15 protein-coding genes are annotated in these 18,987 nt (G+C 38.6%); 11 read left to right on the top strand and 4 right to left on the bottom strand.

Features of this window, described 5'->3' with window-relative positions:
• Positions 1 to 10: 10 nt before the first annotated feature.
• The 6 genes from CBM15_RS02135 (at position 11) to CBM15_RS02110 (ending at position 6,302) form a co-directional block, all read left to right on the top strand.
• The gene (locus CBM15_RS02135; RefSeq protein WP_087615552.1) at positions 11 to 1,810 is read left to right on the top strand and encodes an S-layer homology domain-containing protein; all 1,800 of its coding nucleotides are present in this window, start codon (positions 11 to 13) and stop codon (positions 1,808 to 1,810) included.
• A gap of 207 nt (positions 1,811 to 2,017) precedes the next feature.
• Complete coding sequence (gene isdE / locus CBM15_RS02130) at positions 2,018 to 2,929, top strand: heme ABC transporter substrate-binding protein IsdE (RefSeq protein ID WP_087615551.1); 912 nt, start codon at positions 2,018 to 2,020, stop codon at positions 2,927 to 2,929.
• Positions 2,930 to 3,046: 117 nt separating this feature from the next.
• Positions 3,047 to 4,000 (top strand): FecCD family ABC transporter permease, encoded by a 954-nt coding sequence (locus CBM15_RS02125; protein WP_087615777.1) that lies wholly within the window; start codon positions 3,047 to 3,049, stop codon positions 3,998 to 4,000.
• A gap of 8 nt (positions 4,001 to 4,008) precedes the next feature.
• Positions 4,009 to 4,779 (top strand): ABC transporter ATP-binding protein, encoded by a 771-nt coding sequence (locus CBM15_RS02120; protein WP_087615550.1) that lies wholly within the window; start codon positions 4,009 to 4,011, stop codon positions 4,777 to 4,779.
• Position 4,780: 1 nt separating this feature from the next.
• Positions 4,781 to 5,464 (top strand): class B sortase, encoded by a 684-nt coding sequence (srtB, locus tag CBM15_RS02115; RefSeq protein ID WP_087615549.1) that lies wholly within the window; start codon positions 4,781 to 4,783, stop codon positions 5,462 to 5,464.
• Between the two features lie 13 nt (positions 5,465 to 5,477).
• On the top strand, positions 5,478 to 6,302 hold the full coding sequence (locus tag CBM15_RS02110; protein WP_087615548.1) for an EfeM/EfeO family lipoprotein: 825 nt from the start codon (positions 5,478 to 5,480) through the stop codon (positions 6,300 to 6,302).
• A gap of 133 nt (positions 6,303 to 6,435) precedes the next feature.
• Here CBM15_RS02110 and CBM15_RS02105 read toward each other — a convergent pair whose 3' ends face one another.
• On the bottom strand, positions 6,436 to 6,801 hold the full coding sequence (locus CBM15_RS02105) for a hypothetical protein (RefSeq protein WP_140405546.1): 366 nt from the start codon (positions 6,799 to 6,801) through the stop codon (positions 6,436 to 6,438).
• 249 nt (positions 6,802 to 7,050) lie between these two features.
• Positions 7,051 to 7,203 carry a hypothetical protein gene (locus CBM15_RS19315; protein WP_008403534.1) on the bottom strand — a complete coding sequence of 51 codons (153 nt, stop codon included), beginning with the start codon at positions 7,201 to 7,203 and terminating at the stop codon, positions 7,051 to 7,053.
• A 321-nt stretch (positions 7,204 to 7,524) separates the two neighbouring features.
• Between CBM15_RS19315 and CBM15_RS02100 the strand changes: the two genes are divergently transcribed.
• Positions 7,525 to 8,913, top strand: coding sequence for an aldehyde dehydrogenase (locus CBM15_RS02100; protein ID WP_087615546.1), 1,389 nt, complete (start codon positions 7,525 to 7,527; stop codon positions 8,911 to 8,913).
• A 46-nt stretch (positions 8,914 to 8,959) separates the two neighbouring features.
• Here CBM15_RS02100 and CBM15_RS02095 read toward each other — a convergent pair whose 3' ends face one another.
• Complete coding sequence (locus CBM15_RS02095) at positions 8,960 to 10,537, bottom strand: two-component system sensor histidine kinase NtrB (protein ID WP_087615545.1); 1,578 nt, start codon at positions 10,535 to 10,537, stop codon at positions 8,960 to 8,962.
• 349 nt (positions 10,538 to 10,886) lie between these two features.
• Here CBM15_RS02095 and CBM15_RS02090 point away from each other — a divergent pair, with 349 nt between their 5' ends.
• The 3 genes from CBM15_RS02090 to CBM15_RS02080 all read left to right on the top strand — a co-directional run bounded on the left by CBM15_RS02090 (position 10,887) and on the right by CBM15_RS02080 (position 14,631).
• Positions 10,887 to 12,356: a UDP-N-acetylmuramoyl-L-alanyl-D-glutamate--2,6-diaminopimelate ligase gene (locus tag CBM15_RS02090; RefSeq protein ID WP_087615544.1), complete on the top strand. Its 1,470-nt coding sequence runs from the start codon at positions 10,887 to 10,889 to the stop codon at positions 12,354 to 12,356.
• Positions 12,357 to 12,432: 76 nt separating this feature from the next.
• Positions 12,433 to 12,993 carry a VanZ family protein gene (locus CBM15_RS02085; RefSeq protein WP_239534740.1) on the top strand — a complete coding sequence of 187 codons (561 nt, stop codon included), beginning with the start codon at positions 12,433 to 12,435 and terminating at the stop codon, positions 12,991 to 12,993.
• A gap of 66 nt (positions 12,994 to 13,059) precedes the next feature.
• The gene (locus CBM15_RS02080; protein WP_014824591.1) at positions 13,060 to 14,631 is read left to right on the top strand and encodes a peptide chain release factor 3; all 1,572 of its coding nucleotides are present in this window, start codon (positions 13,060 to 13,062) and stop codon (positions 14,629 to 14,631) included.
• Positions 14,632 to 14,888: 257 nt separating this feature from the next.
• On the opposite strand, the gene CBM15_RS02075 is transcribed toward CBM15_RS02080, so the two are convergent.
• Positions 14,889 to 15,653 (bottom strand): NRDE family protein, encoded by a 765-nt coding sequence (locus CBM15_RS02075; protein ID WP_087615543.1) that lies wholly within the window; start codon positions 15,651 to 15,653, stop codon positions 14,889 to 14,891.
• Between the two features lie 191 nt (positions 15,654 to 15,844).
• On the opposite strand from CBM15_RS02075, the gene CBM15_RS02070 reads away from it, so the two are divergent.
• Positions 15,845 to 18,892, top strand: coding sequence for an efflux RND transporter permease subunit (locus CBM15_RS02070; protein WP_087615542.1), 3,048 nt, complete (start codon positions 15,845 to 15,847; stop codon positions 18,890 to 18,892).
• Positions 18,893 to 18,987 lie beyond the last annotated feature (95 nt).

Below are 18,987 nucleotides of genomic sequence, written 5' to 3'. Positions count from 1 at the left end.
GAAATAAAGAATGGCTAACAAATCAAAAGCAACTAAAGCAGTATTAGCATCATTGCTTGCTACATCAGCAATCGTACCAGCAATGGCAGTATCTGCTGACACGACTACAGAAACAAAGGCAACAGATGCAGCTACTTCGACAGCATCAAAAACAATTGACTTTAAAGTTGACGCGGATGATGCACTAAAACGTTTTATTCCAACTACAGGCAAGCTAGTTGAACGTAATGGTCAGCAATTTATCAATATTGAATTATCAGATGCGGTATTAGCAATGGTAAATAGCGTAACAGTAGCAGGACAACCTGCAATGGCTGAATATAACGGGAAAAAGCACATCAATATTCCAGTAACTGCAGATTATGCTCCTGTAGAAGCTACTCTTAATATGACAATTACTTTCGTTGGCAAAGATCCAGTTGATTATAAAGTTACATTAACACCTGATGCAAAATCAATTAAAGAAGTAACGGAAACAACAAAGCCGGTTGAAGAAGTGAAAGAAGAGAAAGTTTATACACCAGGCAAAACTTTCGATTCAGTAGCAGATGGTACTTACGATATTGTTTGGGATGCATATAATTCAGAAAAAATAGGTAACTACAAAGCAATTACAAACCACTTCACACCTAAAGCGAAATTAATCGTAAAAGACGGCAAATATTCTGTAGAAGTATCTGTAGCGGCAACTTCAAAAGAAATGGTAGCTGGATTTAAAATTGCGGGTAAAGAAGCAACTGAAAAAGATGGCGTTTATACAGTAGAAATTCCTTCAATTAGTGAATTACATGAAGCAGGTGTACATGTTGTTGTTCCTGCAGCGAAAATGGATAAATGGTATGACTTCGGTTTCGCTATCGAAACAGCTGACCTGGAGTTACCAAAAGCTGAAGTAAAACCTGCACCTGTTGAATCTGTAAAAATGGATGTTACAGCATTAAAGAACGGAACTCAGGAATTGTCTATTATGCACAATAAATATTTAGACGATGAAGTAACAGTGACAACAACTGAAGGTGGCTATGATGTAGAATTAACATTCCCTGAAGGTCAACACTTATTAGGCTTCGATGTTGAAGGCGCAACGGTTGCATTAAAGTCAGAAGAAAAAGTTGGCAATAATACAGTAAAAATCTACACGTTATCAGTTAAAGATTTAGAAAAAATCTATACAGCAACAGCTGATTTAAAAGTAGTTCTTAATGGGAATGTTTTATATGAAACTGCACATGACTTCCAAATGAAGTTTAGCGATAAGAACTCAACAACTGCTCCATTTAAAGATATCGCAAACAACGGTAACAAAGATGCAATCATTAACCTTTATAACAAAGGGATTTTCAAAGCTGCAGAAAAGTTCAACCCTGGAAACAACTTGAAACGCTCTCAATTCGCATTAATGCTAAACCGTGCATTAAAATTGGATGTACCCGCAAAAGCGAACTTCTCTGATATCACAAAATACGATGCAGAAACAAAAACAGCAATCAATGCATTAAACGGTTACGGTATTATTAACGGTAAAACAGCTACTACATTTGCACCTGGACAAGATATAACTCGTAAACAAGCGGCGTTAATGATTTACCGTCTATTAGAGAAAAACGGCTATAAAGCATCTGGAGAAGCAGCAAAATTCTCTGATATGCCAAAAGAAGTTGAAGCATCAAAAGCAATTTCTGAATTAAATAAATTAGGTATTATCTCTGGTTTTGAAGGGAAATTCAATCCGGAAAACAAATTAACACGCTCTCAAATGGCAAAAATCTTAAACAATACGTTAACAGTTGTTGATGGTCTAAAGAAATAATTCAATGAAACGTAAATGGCTTATTACAAAAAGCCGTAAGCTAATATGAGTTTAGGTAGGGTTGTGTTAAAAGCTGCGGCTTTTAATACAGCCCCAATCCTATTTTTAAGTAAGGAAAGTGGAGATGCTACGCTTAAATTGAACTAAACTTCCATCCTGGATGTGATGAAATTTTACTTCAGTTTAAACAGCTAGGAGGAAAAGGAAATGAAGAAGTGGTTAATCGGTCTCACGCTGAGTATCGCAGTACTTGCGGGATGCGGAAATAGTGAACAGGAACAGAAAGCAGAGTCATCAAATACCAGCGATGACAATACTCCATCAGAACAGGCTTCGGCAGTTGAAGAGGAGCATCGCATTATTGCGGGAACGGTTGTCATTGCACAAATATTGGATAAACTTAATCTTGATGCGGTCGCAATTCCGGATACGGTAAAGGATTTGCCTGCTCGTTTTGATGATCTGCCGAATATCGGGAATGCAATGGATCCGGATGCGGAAATTATCAAATCGCTCAATCCAACTGAAGTATTGTCTGTTTCAACACTGGAATACGATTTAAAGGATAAATTTGAACAATTGAAAATTCCGGTCGATTTTGTTGATTTAACAAGTATTGAAACGATGATGGGTGAAATTACAGCACTTGGTGAACGTTACAGCCGTGTGGACGAGGCAAAGGCTTTAAATGATGAGCTACAGGCTGAAATTGATGCGGTAGAGGTTGCAGCAAATAGTGAAGAGAAGCCGAGGGTACTCATTTTACTAGGTGTACCAGGCAGTTATTTAGTGGCGACCGAAAATTCCTATGCGGGTGATTTAGTACGTCTTGCAGGCGGGGAGAATGTCATGGCTGGTCAGGATGCTGAATATTTGCCATCCAATACAGAGCATTTATATTCATCGAACCCTGATATCATTTTACGTTTATCGCACGGTATGCCGGATGAGGTAATTGAAATGTTTGACGAGGAATTTGCAAAAAATGATGTTTGGAAACATTTTAATGCCGTGAAAAATGGACAAGTATATGATTTAGAGGAAGAACTGTTTGGTACGACAGCAGCATTGAATGTACCGGAAGCACTCAATCAGTTAGTAGAAATATTTTATCCCTAATTAACGGGTAGTAAATTATCTGCTCCACTGATTGAAGTTTCACTATATCAATAATAATGTTGGAAAAGCAAAGTCTTGAGGGAGGTTTTGCTTTTCATCATATAAAGGATGTTTTCTGTGACAAAAAAAATTATAAGCTTTATCACTGTCACTGTATTGCTTGTTATGACAATTATTTATGCAGCGACAACAGGCAGTATACAGATGTCATTTATCGACTTTATAACGAATTTCTTCAATGCCGATAATGCAGATATGGCTGCGATTAAAGATTTGCGTTTTCCGAGAATCATCGTTGCGATATTTGCCGGAGCTGCTTTATCGGTTGCCGGTGTACTATTGCAGGCAATTATGCGAAATCCATTGGCAGATGCCGGATTTATCGGAATATCCGCGGGAGCTGCATTTACAAAATTATTTATCGTAAGCTTTGTACCGACATTATTTTTCTTCACCCCAATTGCAGCATTTATCGGGGGTGCACTTGCATGTTTCTTCGTTTTCCTGCTTTCCTGGAAGTCAGGGCTGAATCCATTAAAGTTAATTTTAGTCGGGATTGCAATCAATGCGATGTTCTCGGGACTAACGGAAGCGATGATCAGTTTTGGCGCATCGGCAACAGGCGCAATTACATCAAACCTGTCCTTAAAAACATGGGATGATGTATCGTTAATCGTTACATATGGCTCAATCGGTTTACTTCTTGCTTTTATTTTATACGCTTCCTGCAATGTGCTCGTGTTATCCGATAAAACTGCCAAAAGTGTCGGTTTTAATGTTACAGGTGCACGCATCCTTATTGCAGCGGTGGCCGTGCTGCTAGCTGCAGCATCTGTCGTGGTGGCAGGGGTTATTTCATTTGTCGGAATTTTAGTGCCGCATATTGCGCGTCGACTTGTTGGTTATGATCATAAAGTGTTGATTCCATTTACGGCACTGCTCGGTGCATTTATTATTTTATTGGCAGATACCCTTGGGCGTACAATGTTCAGCCCGATGGAAGTACCGGCATCAACGATTATGGCCATTATCGGAGGACCTTTCCTCATATTCCTACTTAGAAAAGAGTGACAACCAATATGGAAATTAAACAAGTAGTCGTTTCCCATGATGGGGCGACCCGCCATTTAAATGCAGTATCGACCGCCATTCCAAAAGGAAAAGTGACGACAATCATAGGGCCGAATGGCTGCGGGAAATCCACATTGCTAAGTGTTATGTCACGGAACAAAAAACCGCTTGAAGGTCAGGCAACGCTCGAAAATCGGGATTTAGTGGAATATAAGCCGAAAGAGTTTGCAAAGAAATTGGCGATTGTCTATCAGCAAAACGATATTCCTTCAGATTTGACGGTGGAGAAGCTTGTTATGTACGGTCGGATGCCGCATACTTCATTATTCAAGAAGCGAGCTGAAGAAGATGAGGAGTCCGTTACATGGGCACTTACATGTACGAATCTGCATGAAAAACGGCATAATGATTTGTCGGCACTTTCCGGCGGAGAACGGCAGCGTGTATGGATTGCAATGGCACTTGCACAAAAATCGGAAATATTGTGCCTGGACGAGCCGACAACGTATTTGGATATATACTATCAGCTTGAACTGCTGGAGCTCGTTAAGCAACTGAATGAACAGTATGGCTTGACGATTGTCATGGTACTCCACGACATTAATCAGGCAATCCGCTATAGTGACCACATTATTTTGATGAAAGCCGGTAAGATCATTGCTGAAGGTGCACCGCGCGATGTTATTACAAAAGAAGTAATTAAGGAAGTATACGGGGTCAATTCCGTGTTTCATGAAGATGAGCAGCTCGGGTTATATATGATGCCGTTAAGTATTTAAAATGCGTAAAATTATTCAAATTGTAAGCGGCATTGTTATGATTATTTGCGCGGCGATTATTATCCGGTATTTTTTCAGCTATCAGGAAGTGGAAAACAAGCTGGAAGATGCGCGGCAAATTGTCGAACAAAGTGAGCTTGCCGTACTTCAACAGCAAAACGCTCATATCGTCGGCTGGCTCACATTGGAAAATACCCGTCTTAATAACCCTGTTTTGCAAAGGGATAATAATGAATTTTACTTAACACATAATTATTTAGACGAGAAAAGTCGTGGCGGAAGCATATTTGCCGATTTTCGCAATGAGGTAATGGAAGATTGTCATACGATTTTTTACGGACATGTTTTACGCAATGGTACGATGTTCGGAGATTTGCCTAAGTTTAGCGAGCAGGCATACGCAGAAGCCCATCCCGTATTTTATTATGAAACGAATGACAAGCGCTTTGCATTGCAAGTGTTTGCCGCATATGAAACGACAACCGACTTTTATTATATTGAAACGCAATTTACAGACAACACATATACACAGTTTTTAGAGGAAATACAGCAACGTTCCAATATAAAATTGCCGGTTCATATAACGGCTGCTGATAAAATAGTTACATTGTCAACATGTACGACATCACAAAACGATAAGGAACGTTTCGTCGTTCATGCAAAAGTAGTCGAACTAGAAAAATAAGAGGTGAAGTAAGATGAAAAACAGTAAAAAAATAATGACGGCATTACTTGCTGTTTCCGTATTGGCAGCATGTGGACAAAAAGAAGAAGAACAAAAAGCAGAACCTGTGGAACAGCAGGAAGCAGTAATCGATGTGAGTGCAGAAGCAGAGCAGTTCAAATCACTTTTAGCAGGGGAAATGGACAGCTTTGTAACAGATACCGAGCTTTTAGCGACTGCTATTAACGAAGGAAAGCTGGAAGACGCACAGAAACTGTATCCGTTAGTAACGATGTATTACGAACGATTACAGCCGCTTGCCCCGAGTTTCCAGGAGCTTGACAAAAAAATAAACGGTGACATTGTTGAAGGTAAAGAAACGGACACGACAGGTTTTCAGCGTATAGCACATGGATTATTTGATGAGAAGAAGACAGCAGGTTACGAAGAAATTGCTGAGGAACTTGTTGCCGATGTGAAGTCACTTCAAACCGATTTTGCGACAATTGATGTTTCTGAAATTAATGTACTTGCTTCAGCAGTAACAATGTTTCAGGATATGGCAAATAACCGATTAACATCGCCGGGCATTGCTGGAAATGAAGTATATGCAGTGAAAGCACAAACGGATGTAGCAGAAGATTTAATGGAAGTGTTTGTTCCACGTGTTTCTACTGAAAGCGCCGATGCTGCATTAAAAGCCATTACAAAATTAAACGATATTGTGGCGTACTACGAAGTGGGAAAAGAAGATTACGTAAACTATAATCTCTTCACGACAAAACAAGAACAAGAGCTAATTACAGCGGTAACAAATGTGGAAGCGGCATTACAGCAAATGAATGAATCAATAAAATAGCTGATGCTGATAAATAAACGGAAAAATCTTATTTGCATAAGCAAGTTTCAGATAAATCTTGAGACATAAATTAAAGCGGTTCAAATTTTACGACACGTAAAGTTTGAACCGCTTTTTATTTAGAAAATGGACTTTAATCTAAATGCTTATGCTTTATATATTGAGTGGATGCTTGAGGAATGTCTTTATACGAAATTTCGTTGATAGTAGCCAACGCCTCGTCATCAAAAGTAACAGTGAGAATTTCAGTATTATTGTTCTTTACAGGCATAAACCACTTTAATGTAATATCATTTATTTCTTCCACATGCTGAATTTCTTTTAATAAGTTGTAGCTATCTTTCAAGAGTGTACTTTCTTTAAGAAATTCTGATGCCCGCAATGAGACGATGACATTTTGCTTGTCTTCAACCGGTACGATTTCGATATTCAGCATTATATTTTCGACGAACTGCTTCAGCACAATTTCTGTCATCATAAGCATAGTGTTAGTTTTCAATTGCTCCTGGGTCATTGATGCCTTAGCTTCAATGATTGTTTCTTCCTCTTCGGAATTCTGCATTTTTATAATATATTGTACTGAAACAACGCAAACAAAAATAAGTAAGGCGATTAACATAAATTTCAGTAATTTATTTAAAATAAGGATAACCTCCTATGAACCTAGCGTAATAATCACTATTATATAGTCATTATGCCACAAAAAAATACTAAAAAGGACTGCCAATTGTGACAGTCCTTTTAAAAATTAAGTATTTTGTTCTTCATTAGGAATTGTAGCAACAAATTCGTCAAAGTATAAAAATGATTCATCCTCAAGTTGTTTAACTTTCTGTTCATTTAATCCAATAGATAATGGCCCCGAAAAAATCTCGCCCCACCAAGTTTCAGTAATAATCATTTTATATAGCCTCCTTGTACGATTGTTTTACATTACTTATTATGTTCGATTATTTATTTAATTATGAAATTCCCATATGCCTTTATTTATAAACCTTTCTTTAAAAAATTAAGACAAATTTATCATCAAGCCTCCTTTTATTAGCAGGAAAATTTATTAACTTTGTAGTAGTTATTACTATAGTTAATATGTGTGAACAGCTATAATTTATGCATACATTTATCTTCATTCAGAAAAAATGGTCATTTTCTTTAGTCGTTGATGAATGAAGCTGAAGCTCTGTATATGTCACGGATATTAATTTTGGGAAGGATGAAAAAAATGAATTTTACGGCAAATGATGTTGAACTAATGATTGAGAATCAGCGCGCTTTTTATTTTACTGGCGCAACAAAAGATGTAGAATTTCGTAAAGAACAGCTCTTAAAATTAAAGGACACAATAAAAAAATATGAAGAACAAGTAATAGAAGCTTTGGCATTGGATTTAAGAAAAAGTGAGTTTGAAGCATTCACAACTGAAATCGGTATTGTTTATGATAGTATTTCCTACTTTTTAAAAAATATAAATAGCTGGATGGAACCGCAGCCTGTCAAAACACCGCTTCATTTCCAGCCTGCAAAAAGCTATGTTGTGCGTGAACCCTATGGAGTGGCACTAATCATTGGGCCGTTCAATTATCCTTTCCAATTAATTATGGAGCCACTGATCGGAGCGATTATCGGAGGAAATACGGCGATCGTAAAACCATCGGAATCCGCCGAACATACAGCATTTATTGTGAAAAAAATTCTCGGAGAAGTATTCCCGCCTGAATATGTACGTGTTGTAGAGGGAGAAAAGGATGAAGTTACGGCTTTAATCCACGCATCTTTTGATTATATTTTCTTCACGGGAAGTGTTGCGGTAGGGAAGGTTGTTGCAAAAGCGGCAGCAGAACGTCTTACGCCAATTGCATTGGAATTGGGCGGAAAAAGTCCGGCGATTGTCGACCAAACAGCAGATTTAGATGTAGCAGCGAAGCGAATCGTGTGGGGGAAATTCAACAATACAGGGCAAACATGTGTGGCGCCTGATTACGTTCTTGTCCATACAAGCGTTGCGAAAAAATTTACGCGTCTCCTAAAAAAAGTAATCAAAGAATTTTATGGTAATGATCCACAGCAAAGTCAGGACTACGGGCGTATTATTAATGAACGCCAATTCGATCGTCTGCAGACGATTTTAGATAAGGAACGGGATACTGTTACATTTGGCGGGCGAACTGACCGAGAGGATTTATATATGGAACCGACAGTGCTGGAAAATATTACGTGGGATCGACCTTCGATGGAAGATGAGCTGTTTGGACCGATTTTACCGATTATGACGTATGAAAATTTACCAAAAGCGATTCATGAAATTCGTCAATTGCCAAAACCATTAAGTGCTTATTTGTTCTCGGAAAATGAAAAAGCCATCGCGTACTTTTTAGAGGAGCTTCCGTTTGGCGGAGGCTGTATAAATGACGTCATTACACATGTCGGCAATACGCATTTACCGTTTGGCGGAGTGGGACCTTCAGGTGTGAAAGCATATCACGGGAAAGCAAGTTTCGAAAACTTCACACATCCGAAATCAATTATGCATCGTTCTAATAAACTGGCAAATAGTTTGCTATACCCACCATATAAACAAAAAGTAAAGCTTGTTCGAACAATAATGAAATAAAATAAGAAGAAGGCTTTCCCGCAAAAATCAGGAAAGCCTTCTTCTATTATTCTGTCATTATCGGGAATGTTAACAAGATTTCAGTACCGACATGCTGCTTGCTTTTAATTTGGATGGATCCTTGATGATCTTGCACAATTTTATTAATAATCATCATGCCGAGCCCGGTCCCTTTTGTTTTCGTCGTATAGAAAGGTTCAAATATCCGCTCCAGTACATGTGGCGGAATACCGCATCCCGTATCAATCATCTGGATATAGATTTCCTTCTCATCTTTACTTTTGCATACTTGCAATGTAATTGAACCGTCTGCATTAATTGCTTCAATTGCATTTTTAAATAAATTGATGAAAACTTGCTTCAGTTGATTTTTGTTTCCTAAAATTGTAATGTTCAAAAATTCATTAATAATATTCAAGGAAATCGCTTTTGACTGGAACTCATATTGAAGAAACTGGACGACTTCCGATAACGCTTCCGCCAAATTAATTGGAGCATACTGGTTTGCTTGAGGTTTAGATAATACAAGAAACTCCGATAAAATTAATTCGATTCGCTCTGTTTCATTTTGAATGAGCTTTGTATACTCATAGTAAGGTGAATTTGGATCTTCATTCATCATTTGTACATAGCCGGAAATGACCGTCATCGGATTGCGGATTTCATGGGCTACACCCGCAGCAAGCTCTCCAACAAGCTTTAGTTTTTCCGATTGCAATATTAGATTTTCATTTTCTTTAATATAGGAAATGTCCCGTGAAATTACGGACGATCCGATAATTTCGCCATGCGGGCTCCAAATAGGCGATAACGAAAGTTGTGCATCAAAAAAAGTGCCGTCTTTTCTCATATCGGTCGTTTCATGAAGATGATATTTCTTTCCAAGCTTTAAATCTTCTATTCTTTGCTTTGACTCTTCCACCCTTTCCGGGGGAATGAGCGGTAAAATACGCCCTAATGCTTCCTCCTTGGACCAACCATACAATTTTTCGAATGCAGGATTGACCGCAATGACACGGTCCTCCAAATCAAATACAGCAATTGCATCATTAGCCTGCTCGAAAAACAAATGTAAATATGCATGCTTGGAATTCAAATAATACTCCCGGTCAATTGCATTTTTTTCTAACTTTAACCAAATCTGTTTTATAAAAATACTTTGACCAATACTCATGATGATAACGGTAATTAAAAAACTGAAAAGTAAAAGGTGATCTTCTGATTTAAAGCTATGGTAGGGAATCATTGATAATTTATCTAAAATAAAAATCTCAATAAATACAAGGCAAATATTGATCAAAGAAATAATATATGAACGGTAAATGGTTAAAATCGCTATAAGCCATATAAAAGTATAAAACGAAATTATATTTACATTTTGATAATTAAAAAGGAATACGATTAAATGCCATGTACAAATCAAAATAATTTGAAGCACTTTTGGAGGCGTTTTTAAATAATACAAAACAATGAGTAAAACGAAATTTCCAATATTAATAACTAAAAATGAATAAGGTTGCTTGAACAGCTGTGTAACAATGACAGTAGTAAAAATAAGCGTTGAGAAAAAATAAGTAATAATCATAAGCAGGTTTCGCTTATTTAAAATTTCATGTTGCTGCATAAAACACCTCGGGTAAGTAATATTAACTATAATGATACAGTAATTCATGATGTCGATAAATGGCGAATTTTGATATGATAGATATATCGTATAAATAAAAAATAAGTAAACAAAGTGGAGTCTTATCTTAATATAATTTTAGTTCATTTCTGTATATTGATTCAATAATGAGAAAATGAACTTATGTATTATATGTCCAAAGTCCTTATTTTGCAAACATGTTTATTTTATACGGAAACATTACAGTTAATGAAAAGCGTGGAAATTTTGATCTATGCACAGTATGATGATTAGTACATAGAAGGAAATTATCATTCGCAATTATATTGCAAGTGTGGGGGAAAGAATTATGTATGCAGAAGAACTTTTAAGTACACTGATGCAAAAAAAAGTGGTAGGTCAACTACCGAAATTGATTACCGATATTGCGATTGACTCGCGCAGTGTACAGCCAAACAGTTTATTTATTTGTATAAAAGGTTTTACGGTGGACGGGCATGATTATGCTCAAAAGGCAGTTGATGCAGGTGCAACTGTAATCGTTACAGAACGTCTTTTACAGTTAGATGGAGAAATTGCACAAGTAATCGTAAAAAATACGACACGTACACTTGGCATTTTAGCGGCAAAGTTTTTTGATTATCCATCGAAGGATATTATGATGATCGGGGTAACAGGTACAAACGGCAAAACAAGTGTATCTGGAATTATCCACAATATATTAATCGGGCTTGGCGAAAAATCGGCATTGTCCGGAACAATCGGTTTTAATTTAAATGGTGTGTTATACGAGTCAGCAAATACGACAAGTGATTCATTGAATACACAACAGATGATTTTCCGTGCGAAAAGCGAAGGCTGCCGTGCAATGGTGATGGAAGTGTCATCACACGGGTTAGCGTTAGGCCGTTTAGCAGGTGTCGACTATGATGTGGCGGTATTTACGAATTTAACACATGATCATTTAGATTTCCACGGTACGATGGAAAATTATGGTAATACAAAAGGTTTACTGTTTTCTCAACTTGGACAAGACTTGGAAAAGAACAAGCATGTCGTTTTAAATGCTGATGATCCTTGGTCTGAGCGCTATGCGGGAATGACACCATATCCAATTTGGACTTACGGATTGCATAATAATGCAATTTTCCGGGCAGTAAACTGCAATTATGGTAATGGAATGACGCAATTCGATATGGAAACGCCGGAGGGTACATTCCCCGTGTCAATGCATTTACTTGGTGAATTTAATATTTACAACGTCCTTGCAGCAACAGCCGTATTCTATGCACGCGGTTTCCCGATTGAAGTCATTATTGAACAAATTGAAATGCTGCCACCGGTGAAAGGTCGTATGGAGAAAGTAGATTCGGATTTACCGATTCAAATGTTCATCGACTATGCACATACACCGGATGCTATTGAAAAAGCGATCAATGCGGCAATGCCCTATAAAAAACCGAAAAATAAACTGATTTTCCTTGTTGGGACAGGTGGCGGGCGCGATAAAACGAAACGCCCGACGATGGCAGAAAAAGCATCTGTTGCCGATTATGTTATCTTGACGACAGATGATCCTCGCTATGAAGAGTTCGACAGTATTACGGGTGATTTGGCAAAAGGCATGAAACATAAAAATTATGCCTGTATCGGTGACCGTGCAGAGGCAGTTAGACATGCGGTAAGCGTTGCAAATCCTGGCGATATTATTATTTTCGCAGGTAAAGGCCATGAGGATTACCAAATTATTGAAGATACGAAATACCCGCATAGTGATGCGAAAATTGCGATTGAAGCTGGAAAGTTAAAATTTGTATAGATTATGCTATAATTTTTTCAAATCCACCGTGTTAACGTAATAGCGTTAACGGTGGATTTTTTTGGAGGTGACAAAAATGATCCATTCATTTTTACTTAGTATGATTGCTTATTGCACTGTGAGCTTCCCGATTTATTGCATATTGCGAATGTTTTATATGAAAAATAAAACAAGAAGTGCAAGGCGCGAGTTGGTGATGCTTCTATTCTTCTTTTACAGTATCAGTATTTTTTCACAAACGATTATTCCAAGCTTCCAAATCTCAAATGGACAGATCATTTTTGATACTTCCAGCGCATATGTGCGCAGTAATTTCACCCCATTACAAACAATTATGCTGTATTATGATCAATTGAATGGACCATTGGCAAATATCGCATTTTATAATTTGGCAGGCAATATTGTCCTGTTTATTCCTTTTGGCTTCTTTATTCCGCTGTTATGGAAAAAATTTAGAGGATGGCGCATCATGCATGTCGTTGCATTCGCAATTCCCTTATTTATTGAAGGTACCCAATATTTTATTGGTCGTAGTATAGATGTCGATGATGTATTATTAAATGCAATTGCCATCGTGATAGGATTTGTGCTCTTCAAAATATTCCGGAGATTACGTAAAATGAGCGCGCCAAAGTAAAAAAGGTTGTAACAACTGACTGTTGTCTTTTAAAATAAGAAAGTATGAAAAAAGGAGACGAAATTAATGACTTTAGAACAAGATATATTAGCGCGTCGTACATTCGCCATCATCAGTCACCCGGATGCCGGTAAAACGACGATTACAGAAAAGCTACTATTATTCGGTGGTGCGATTCGTGACGCAGGAACAGTAAAAGGTAAAAAATCAGGAAAGTTTGCAACATCTGACTGGATGGAAATTGAGAAACAACGTGGGATTTCGGTTACATCTTCTGTAATGCAGTTCGATTATTCAGATTGCCGTGTAAACATTCTGGATACACCTGGACACCAAGACTTCTCGGAAGATACGTACCGTACGTTAATGGCTGTAGACTCGGCTGTCATGGTAGTCGATGCAGCTAAAGGGATCGAGGCACAAACATTAAAGCTATTCAAAGTTTGTAAAATGCGCGGTATTCCTATTTTTACGTTTATCAACAAATTGGACCGTCAAGGGAAAGAGCCATTAGAGCTTATCGAAGAATTAGAAGAAGTGCTTGGCATTAACGCGTACCCAATGAACTGGCCAATTGGTATGGGGAAAGAATTCCTTGGAATTTACGACCGTTACAACAAACGTATCGAACAGTTCCGTGTAGAAGAAGGTGACCGCTACTTACCACTTGATGAAGAAGGGCATTTAGCCATTGACAACGATATGAAAAAAACATCGTACTATTCACAAGCTATCGATGATATCGAACTTTTAAACGAAGCTGGTAATGCGTATTCAGAAGATAAAATTGCACGTGGTGAATTGACACCTGTATTCTTCGGTTCTGCATTAACGAACTTCGGTGTTCAGACATTTCTTGATACGTATTTAAAATTTGCACCGATTCCTCAGCCACGTATTACAGAAGATGAGCAATTTATCGATCCTGTAGAGCATGGCGAGTTTTCTGGCTTCATTTTTAAAATACAAGCGAATATGAACCCGGCTCACCGTGACCGTATCGCATTCGTGCGTATCGTATCGGGTAAATTTGAACGCGGTATGAATATGACACTTTCACGTACAGGTAAATCTTTCAAAGTAACGCAGTCGACACAGTTCCTTGCAGATGACCGTGAAACAGTAAATGAAGCGGTTGCAGGTGACATTATCGGTCTTTATGATACAGGGACGTATCAAATCGGGGATACAGTAGTCGGCGGTAAGAAAACATTTAACTTTGAAAAACTACCTCAATTCACACCTGAAATTTTCATGAAAGTTTCGGCGAAAAACGTAATGAAAGGGAAGCAATTCCAAAAAGGTGTGCTTCAATTAGTACAAGAAGGTGCAATTCAGTATTTCAAAACAATGCATACCGAAGAAGTAATCCTAGGTGCGGTTGGTCAATTACAGTTTGAAGTATTCCAGCACCGAATGATTAACGAATACAACGTGGAAGTAATTATGCAGCCGATTGGCAGTAAGATTGCACGTTGGATTGAAAATGAAGAAGATGTGAAAGATTCAATGCACTCTCAACGTTCAATGCTTGTAAAAGACCGTTTCGATAATAAAGTATTCTTATTCGAAAATGAATTTGCAATGCGTTGGTTCTCAGAGAAGAACGAAAACATTCAGTTATACAGCTTGTTATAATTTGATTTTAAAAGCCCCGGTAATTTTCTGCGAAGGAAAATTGCCGGGGTTTTTGTGTTTGTAGCTATGGTTTGGGATATGAGGATGGCTGAGTTGGGCTGGGCATTAATTAGAACTTTCGAGCGGAAATGTAGAAACTAGAACGGGAAAAGTAAAACATTATCGGGAGAAAGGGAGCGATTCACCCTCAATGTGGAAAGAAAGCGGGAGAAAGTAGAACTCCTCCCCGTTCCACTGCCCAACCCATCTTCATATGCTCATTCCTCCGTATCAATATGGTAAGACCGGTCGAATTTATAATCACCGTTCTCATATGTCCGTTCAAGAAAATCGATCTCCCCATTATTGTGATAAACAATGGCTGTCGAGCAGCGAGTACCATAATTGGGGATTTTAACAAATTGAGCGGATAAGGATCTTTCTAGATGGATACCTACACCAGTATTTGGCAATACTTCATCTTGTGCGATTTCATCATTTGCCAATAACGGTATTAAACTGTTTACTTCAATTGTGTCTTTATCGGTTGCTTTTTCCAATACGCGCTTTGCGGCTTCTACTTTTGGCCATGGTGTATTGAAAGTAGCGTTACTTACACCGTGAATGCCGCTTTCTACAATGCGGTGTTCATCGTAAATATTATTGTAATGGTGCATGTCTTCGCCGTCGTAAAGCAGGACATTAAAGCCTCCGTACAAATCTCTTTTTGAACGAAGAGACTGAATAAATGAGTCTGCCGATTCCGTTGAAGTTAAAAACAGCCGTACAATTTCGCCGCGTGACAATTGGCCGGTTTCAGGAAGGCGCGGGTCACGGTAATTTGTAATTGCAGCAAAACGACCACTTTTCGACAGCCCCATCCAGCTTCCTTGTTGACGTAAATCCCGACCAGCTAAAATGGCAGATTCATCTTCCCAAAAATGGGCAGCGGCTGTCGGACGGTCATAAAATTCGTCACGATTTGCAACGATGATGAGCGGATATATTGGATGAACTTTGTAAGAAAATGCAATTAAACACATAGATGGACCCCGTTTCTTGAATAGTAGACAAGAAAATTCACTAAATCGAGTGCTTAACTCCTGCCTACTTTGTATGATTTTTTGTAACATTTTGCTGTAGTGACGTAGTTTCTGTCAAATATTAAAGGGAAATAGATAGCTCTACACGAATTTTAATTAATATGAAGATAAATTGAAAGGACTTTCCACCGATGAATATAAGTAGGTTTTCTATAAAACGCCCGGTTTTTACAATTGTTTCAATGATTTTTGTATTAATACTCGGCGCAGTTTCATTATTTAAAATTCCAGTTACGTTAATACCTGATTTAAATCCGCCGATTGGAGTTGTTGTGACAAGCTATCCGGGTGCAAGTCCGATTGAAGTAAACGAAAAAGTGACAAAGCCGCTTGAAGCTTCGCTGGCGACATTGCCGGGGATTAAACGAGTGCAGTCGACATCGCTGGAAAGCTCGAACCTGATTATTTTGGAATTTGATTGGTCAACAAGTATGGATGATGTGCAAACCGATATATTACAACGAATTGATCTTGTTCCACTTCCAGAAGATGCGGGGAAACCAAGCTTTTTGAAATTTGACCCTTCGCAATTTCCGGTCATCCAATTGGCGCTCGCAGCAGAAAATGAAGAAGTCGATATCCGTCAAATCGCTGAATCACTTGAACAGGAATTGCAGCGGACTGAAGGGGTGGCAAGTGTAACTGTTTCAGGTGAAATTGTAGAAGAAGTGCAGATTGAGCTTGATGCCCGGAAGCTTGAGCAGAATAATTTGACGCAAAATGATGTGATGCAAATTATCCAGGCAAGCAATATTTCGATGCCGGGAGCTGAGCTAAGTACAAATGAGAATCAGCTGTTAACGACTCGAGTAGTCAGTTTATTTACAACTCCGGAAGAAATAGCGAATGTTGCGCTTTCGGTCAACCCATTAACAGGTGAAGCAATAAAAGTTAAGGATATAGCGACTGTAGAACGAAAAGAACAGGAAACGAACACAATAACTCGAGCAAATGACCAGCAGGCTGTCCTCATTTCGGTTTTGCAGGAGTCCGGAGCAAATACTGCAAGTGTTTCCGAAACTTTTCAGAAGGAACTTGGTCAATTATTGGATGAGCCCCAGTATGATGGAGTTGAAGCAACAATTTTATTTGACCAGGGGGATTATGTGCGCTTAGCAATCGGTAATATTAGCTCCTCGCTTATTTTTGGCGGGCTATTTGCGATGCTTGTGCTTTTCGTCTTTTTATCCGGAATAAAAAGTCCGCTTATTATTGGCATTGCGATTCCGTATTCGGTCATCGTAACCTTTGTGCTTATGTTTTTTGCGGACTTTTCTTTGAACATTATGACACTTGGTGCCCTTGCTCTTGGAATCGGGATGCTAGTGGATAATGCCATTGTTGTTATAGAAAATATTGAGCGGCATTTAGAGCTTGGTGAGAATCCAAAAGAAGCGGCAGTCAATGGAACGAAAGAAGTGGCTTTAGCCATTACCGCTTCTACTGTCACGACGATTGCAGTCTTCGTGCCGGTCATTTTTATAAGTGGGTTAATCGGTCAAATTTTTGTGGAATTCGCGTTAACGATTTCATTTAGCTTAATTGCTTCACTATTTGTGGCACTGACGGTTGTACCGATGCTGGCAAGCCGCTTCTTACGTACAAAGCCTTCGAATGCAGTAAAGAAGCGTCAAGATTCATGGCTGTACCGAAATTATACGAAAATACTAAAATGGGGCTTATCGAGACGAGCCCTTATTTTATCAATTACCATCGTCTTAGTCGGTATATCCGGATTTATGGTATATAAAACAGGTACAGAGTTTTTGCCGCCGACTGATGAAGGATTCGTATCTTTGTCCGTTGAGCTTCCAAACAGTGCAACAGTTGAAAAAACAGAACAAATTGTTTCAGAAATCGAGGAGATGGCAAAGCAGTATGAAGAAGTTGATGTAGTGGTCAGTTTAATTGGAGGGAATCAGCAATCTTTATCGCGGGGTACTAGTGAACAAAATGAAGGGGAGATTTCAGTTAAGCTCGTTGAATTATCGGAACGAGATCGCTCCATTTTCGAGTTTGTTGAACTTTTTGAAAAACAAGTGCAACAGCAAATCGGAGAGCGTGCAGAAGTGAACTTCTCGCTTTCATCTTCTTCAGGTTCAACACCGAATTCATTAACATTTCGCTTGACAGACAGCAATGAGTCTCAGCTGAAAGAAACGGTCGCTTCCATCCAGCAACGTATTGCAAAGATTGATTCGGTTAACGAGGTAACGACTGATTTGGATGATGTTCAAGAGGAAATTCAAATTGAAGTAAATCGTGATAATGCACTTCAATATGGGTTAATGCCCGCACAAATTGCTCAAACCGTCAATATGATGACACGAGGCGCATTTACAACACAGATCATTGCCGAAGATGGTGAAGTGCTAGGTGTATATACTGGATTCGGAAAAGCATACCGCGAAGATGTAGAAGCACTTAAAACGATGAAGCTTCGAACAAATGCGGGGGTGTTTGTCGAACTGCAGCAGCTGGCAACGGTTGAAATAAAAGAAACCCAAACGGCTATTCGAAGATCGGATCAGGCATCGGCCGTAGCCGTATTTGTAAAATACAATACATCGGAGTCCCTTAGCGGCATTTCTAAGAAAGTGGATAATGCGATTGAAGAAGAGGGTATTCCTGCAACATCGAAAGTTGTTTTTGGTGGTGACCGTGAGCTTTTCGACAGTGCAAAACAAGATATGATACTGGCCATTCTGCTGGCTGTTATTCTTATTTATCTGGTAATGGGCGCTCAATTTGAATCCTTTAAGCTGCCGTTTGTAATGATGTTCAGTGTTCCGCTTACGGTTATCGGTGTCGCTATTTCTCTGTTTGTAACAAATACTTTGCTCGGTGTTACAGCCATTATTGGCATCCTTATATTAGTGGGGATTGTTGTAAATAACGGCATTGTCCTTATTGATTATATTAATCAGAAACGACAGCTCGGATTAAATATAACCGAGGCCATTATTATGGGTGCCCAGGATCGAATGAGACCAATTTTGATGACGGCTTTAACGACTATTTTAGGTTTGGTACCATTGGCATTGGGAATTGGCGAAGGTACAGAAATGAATCAGCCAATGGCCATTGTCGTTATTGGAGGGCTGGTTAGTTCAACAGTTTTAACATTATTTATCGTACCGATCATTTACAGCCTGATTGAAAAGGAAGCAAAAGAATAGATTGAAAAAACTATTTTCTGCGCGACAATGTAAAATTTTGATGAATTATAAAAGAATGTTTGATTTTTCGGGACGTTATCGGTAAAATAGCAATA

It is taken from the genome of Solibacillus kalamii (assembly GCF_002174535.1).
Taxonomy (GTDB): domain Bacteria; phylum Bacillota; class Bacilli; order Bacillales_A; family Planococcaceae; genus Solibacillus; species Solibacillus silvestris.
This window is presented reverse-complemented; position numbering and strand designations above follow the sequence as displayed.